Annotated in this window: 4 protein-coding genes; all 4 read left to right on the forward strand. The window is 36.7% G+C overall.

All coding sequences use genetic code 11. The annotated features are described in order from the left end of the window. The first annotated feature begins 73 nt into the window (after positions 1-73). On the forward strand, positions 74-961 hold the full coding sequence (locus tag EI162_RS13715) for a hypothetical protein (RefSeq protein ID WP_192524866.1): 888 nt from the start codon (positions 74-76) through the stop codon (positions 959-961). Between the two features lie 52 nt (positions 962-1013). After that, entirely contained in the window at positions 1014-2216 is a 1203-nt protein-coding gene (locus EI162_RS13720) for a DUF2345 domain-containing protein (protein ID WP_192524867.1), read from the forward strand. Next, positions 2216-3205 carry a hypothetical protein gene (locus tag EI162_RS13725; RefSeq protein ID WP_192524868.1) on the forward strand — a complete coding sequence of 330 codons (990 nt, stop codon included), beginning with the start codon at positions 2216-2218 and terminating at the stop codon, positions 3203-3205. Before EI162_RS13720 ends, EI162_RS13725 begins: the two co-directional genes overlap by 1 nt. A 78-nt stretch (positions 3206-3283) precedes the next feature. Beyond that, positions 3284-3655 (forward strand): hypothetical protein, encoded by a 372-nt coding sequence (locus tag EI162_RS13730; protein WP_192524869.1) that lies wholly within the window; start codon positions 3284-3286, stop codon positions 3653-3655. Positions 3656-3691 lie beyond the last annotated feature (36 nt).

Genomic DNA, 3691 nt, shown 5'->3' on the forward strand with positions numbered 1-3691 from the left:
TCAATTACGAGCCGCTTAATTTAGTTTATGGTGACAACTAGCTTGAAAAACTCCGTAATGAAGGGAAAAAATAATGCGATTACTATCCTTTAAAGCAATCACATTAGCGGTTATCGTGGCGATAATTTTTATCTTATTTCAATACACACAACAAGAGAATAAAGCTATGCCCACACCACAAAATGTCACCCTTCACTTTGGTCAACAAGGAGTTGAAGATTTTACGACTTACACAGGTGGCAATGTAGACGTCCAACCTGCTGGGATGAGTTTTTTTGATTTGGATTGGACGCCTCCTAACCTAGGTACCGTGAGTATTGCTCATGGAGGTCATACTTTAACGATAGATAATGCATTTTCCGTATTGGGAAACTCTAAAAACAACAATGTAAGTAAAGGTATTATAGGTATAAGTATTAACTCCGGCTTAAATAAAGCAGAATTTGTGGAACCAAAGGAAGCTTACTTAGCTTATAAAGAGCTACTGACACGAATTAATCAAAGCGGGTGGCAACAATACTATACAAATTCAGAACCTCGTATCTCAGAACTAGATAACCTAAAGTTCATTAATGAGCACCGTGAAGTTATTGACTCAAGTTATATCCTAACTTATGAAGAGTGGCTGAACGTATTTAAAAATGATGCTCATCAAGATCTAAATTTTAATTTATATCTTGATGGTATCATTTTATGGGTATGGCTTAGAAAAGCAGATGAAAATGAAAAGGAAGAAGAGCAGTATATGTTAAGGTTTTCTTTCGAAACGGCTGGATATGTTGATCGTAACGTTCTAGAAAGTGGCTTTGATTTAAACGGAGCTGCTCTAAGAGCAGCTCATGAAAAAAACGTAGAGGAAGACTTAGGTATTAGATCTACAAGAGAGTCTGAACTAATAGAAGAAGGCTATCGTATTAAAAAAAATTATGAAACACCTGATTCTTGGAAGTATATGCAATAGTTGAATCTAACTATTGGCTTAGGATCAATCTTACAAGACTCAAAGACTAAGAGTGTTCACCCATAGAGCAGATGACCAAACCCTGATGCAGTCTATCGGTGATAGCGAGCATCTAATCAATTCTGGCAGTCTGTTGTCATCGTCTCGCCCTAGCTTATTTGCTACGGATAATGAACAAGCGGTTGAGAGTGGTTATCGCAATACTGATAATGGCTTGTCTGAGTGGGTGACTGATCATCGTACAGAACAAGCGTACTCACAGCTCAACGTCGATGATGGACAAGTCAGCGCCAGTCTAAAAATGGGTATTATCAATCCATCAGACACAACCAAACGTCAAGGCATCAATGCGGCTACTAACGCCCAAATTAATATCAAATCAGGTGAAGCACTTGTCCTCTCCACTCAACCGCAAACCCATGAACAATCTGGACAGCATAATTATCAACAGCATACCCCGACTCTGACTCAAACTGGTCTTGGTGGTCAGCATCTAGCAGATCGACTAACGCAACTGGCAACAGGACTTGGTAGACAAGTGAATGATCATAACGCGATTAAGACGCAACTTGAGACTATTGCAGAAGAACAGCAAACTACAACTCATCAGCAAACACCTTACACGCTGATCGATAGCTCAGCAGACACAAGCTATGTCGGTACTGATACCCTGATTCACAGAAGTATGGGTGAGATGATTAGTACTACGCAGCAAGATATGATGATCAGTAGTGGAGAAAGTCATCATCAAGTCAGTAGTGAGTCGCTAAATATCATAGCCGATGGTCAGTTTAGTATGACTAATGCTAAGGACAATATCACCCTTTCTGCCCATACGGGTAAGCTTGAAGCCACGGCTAAGCAGGATGTAAACATCGCCTCCTCGACTAAAGAGGTTGAGGTGGTGGCCGCCAATAAGATTACGCTGACGGCAGGTGGTGCGAGTATCACTTTAGATGGCGCTAATATCACCATCACTGCTAAGCAGTTTACGGAGAAGGCAGGGAAACATAGTAAGGCTGGTGGTGGGATGGATGGGTTGGGGTTAGAAAAACTACCCAGTAAGATGCTTGAAACAGACAACAGTTTAAGAGTTATATATGATGAAGATACTCAGCTACCTATAAAAAACTGCCATTACAGGATTACAAAACCAGATCGTAGTTTTGAAACAGGTATCACGGACAAAACAGGTAAAACTCATATAATCGAAGGTTACAATATTGAAGAACTAGAAATCGAGGTAAAATTCTAATGGCAAACACCACTGATAACTGGCAAAGAATCGGACAGTCATCAACTAGTCCAAAAAGTAATACTAATAGAGCAGTAGTAAGTACAAAAGTACCAAAAACTGAAAATATCGTATTTATCGGTTCTGAGTATGATTACGATAGCTTTTGGTTGAAAAATATGTTCATCGCATCTGCTTATCCTTTTATAAAAGATAGAAAGAAATTTAGAGTATGTGACAAAGTGACAATCGCTTATGTAGACTACGGCTATACACGTCTAGAGAAGCTAGCAATTGAAGGATTAAAAGAAGAAATTAACTTCCCTTGTGATATTAGATTTACTCCTATTTATATGCAGTCGCAAGTTATAGATATTTTCAATGAGCAGAGAGCAACTTACAAAATACAAGATTTAGCATTCTTCTGTCATAGCCTCAATAGTGTAATTGCACTAAATTATTACAGCTCACCTCCTATAAATCTTACCACTTCTCAAATTAAATCATTAAATCCTAATATATTTCTTTCTAATGGCACAGCTTATTCATACGCCTGTAGAACCGGAATTTCGAAAAGTGATGACGAGTTTACCAAGCTGTCTTCAGCAGAACCAAGCTTAAGTTTTGCACAAAATTTTTCTACGCATAATGGTATAAATTTTCATGCTTTTTATAAACGTTCTCTATACCGCAATATATTATTCATGCCTAAAGAATCTTCTTCTATCTCTAAAGAACTTAGAAAAAAAAGAAGTAATAATGGAGACTTAAGCTCATTTAATTTATTAACTAATTATGAAGCTCTAAAGCATGTAGGATTAGGTCATACCGTAGTAATAAAATCTCCTATTAAGATGCCTAACTTCTTTGATCTTATGCCTAGAGGAAATGTAGGTGAAGGAGTAGAAGACTATTCTCTCTGGAGAAAAGGAGGTGGCATGAACCTCCCATCTACAGCAGAAACTCCTTTAGGTCTACCTACGGGTATTCATATATTCAAACCTAAATAGCTGATATTATCTATGAAAAAAGTTATCATAATATTTTCTATATCTACTCTTCTCCTTCTTACATTACTAGGAATTAATATGAATGCTAACTCAATGTCTTCGTTTAGCACTAATCAGTTTAATAAAGAAGTTTATAAAATAATTAATGCAGAGAATAAATTACACAAGCAGAAGTACTTTGAAAGCCTCAATCATACTAATTCTTTACAGCATCCCATCATTTTGAAAGGAGTAAATCCTCCTAGAAACTCAAGTCTATATATCTACTCAAGAATTAATGATTCTTTTATATATGCTGGTTCATTTTCTAAAGTTATAGAGACTAATATTAGTGATGTCTTTTATTCTGAAATAAATGACTCTTTAGCTTTCTATATTTACGACGATGAAACATTAACAGGCTATACAGCTGAACAAGAGAAATTTTATCCTATAGTCAGTTCAAAATAAAACTGTTATGGCCAGGACAAATATCATAAAATAATT

The organism is Psychrobacter sp. FME6 (assembly GCF_014861365.1).
Classification (GTDB): domain Bacteria; phylum Pseudomonadota; class Gammaproteobacteria; order Pseudomonadales; family Moraxellaceae; genus Psychrobacter.

Bases quoted from the DNA above. Each gene is read 5' to 3' on its own strand.
- EI162_RS13715 (WP_192524866.1), top strand. From the start codon at position 74: ATGCGATTACTATCCTTTAAAGCAATCACATTAGCGGTTATCGTGGCG.
- EI162_RS13725 (WP_192524868.1), top strand. From the start codon at position 2,216: ATGGCAAACACCACTGATAACTGGCAAAGAATCGGACAGTCATCAACT.
- EI162_RS13730 (WP_192524869.1), top strand. From the start codon at position 3,284: ATGAATGCTAACTCAATGTCTTCGTTTAGCACTAATCAGTTTAATAAA.